Genomic DNA, 384 nt, shown 5'->3' on the forward strand with positions numbered 1-384 from the left:
ATCAGCGAACTCGCCGGGCAGTATGGCCTGTTCTACTTCTACCGGGGCGGGGACCCGATAGACGCGCAGATGGCGGGCGTGGTGGCGGACTTTGCCCGCCTGCGTCACGTCTCGCTGATACCGGTGAGCGTGGACGGCACGGTGTCGCCGCAGGTGCCTGACAGCCGTCAGGACGCGGGACAAAGCGCGCGCATGGGCATTACCCACTTCCCGGCGCTGTTCCTGGTCGACCCGAAGTCAAAAAGCTTCCGCCCGCTCGCCTACGGTTTTATGACGCAGGATGACCTGGCGAAGCGCTTTCTTAACGTGGCCACCGGCTTTAAACCTAACTTCTGAGGAGTTCCTGATGCTGACGCTATCACCCGTCTGGCACGGGCGGCTGCG

Annotated in this window: 1 protein-coding gene; it reads left to right on the plus strand. The window is 63.3% G+C overall.

Translation table 11 applies throughout. The features are described from left to right. A partial coding sequence (gene traF / locus CBW22_RS25045) for a conjugal transfer protein TraF (protein WP_176428193.1) occupies positions 1-336 on the plus strand: 336 nt, incomplete at its 5' end. Between the last annotated feature and the right edge of the window lie 48 nt (positions 337-384).

It is taken from the genome of Pantoea sp. VS1 (assembly GCF_002207995.1).
GTDB classification, from domain to species: Bacteria; Pseudomonadota; Gammaproteobacteria; order Enterobacterales; family Enterobacteriaceae; genus Pantoea; species Pantoea dispersa.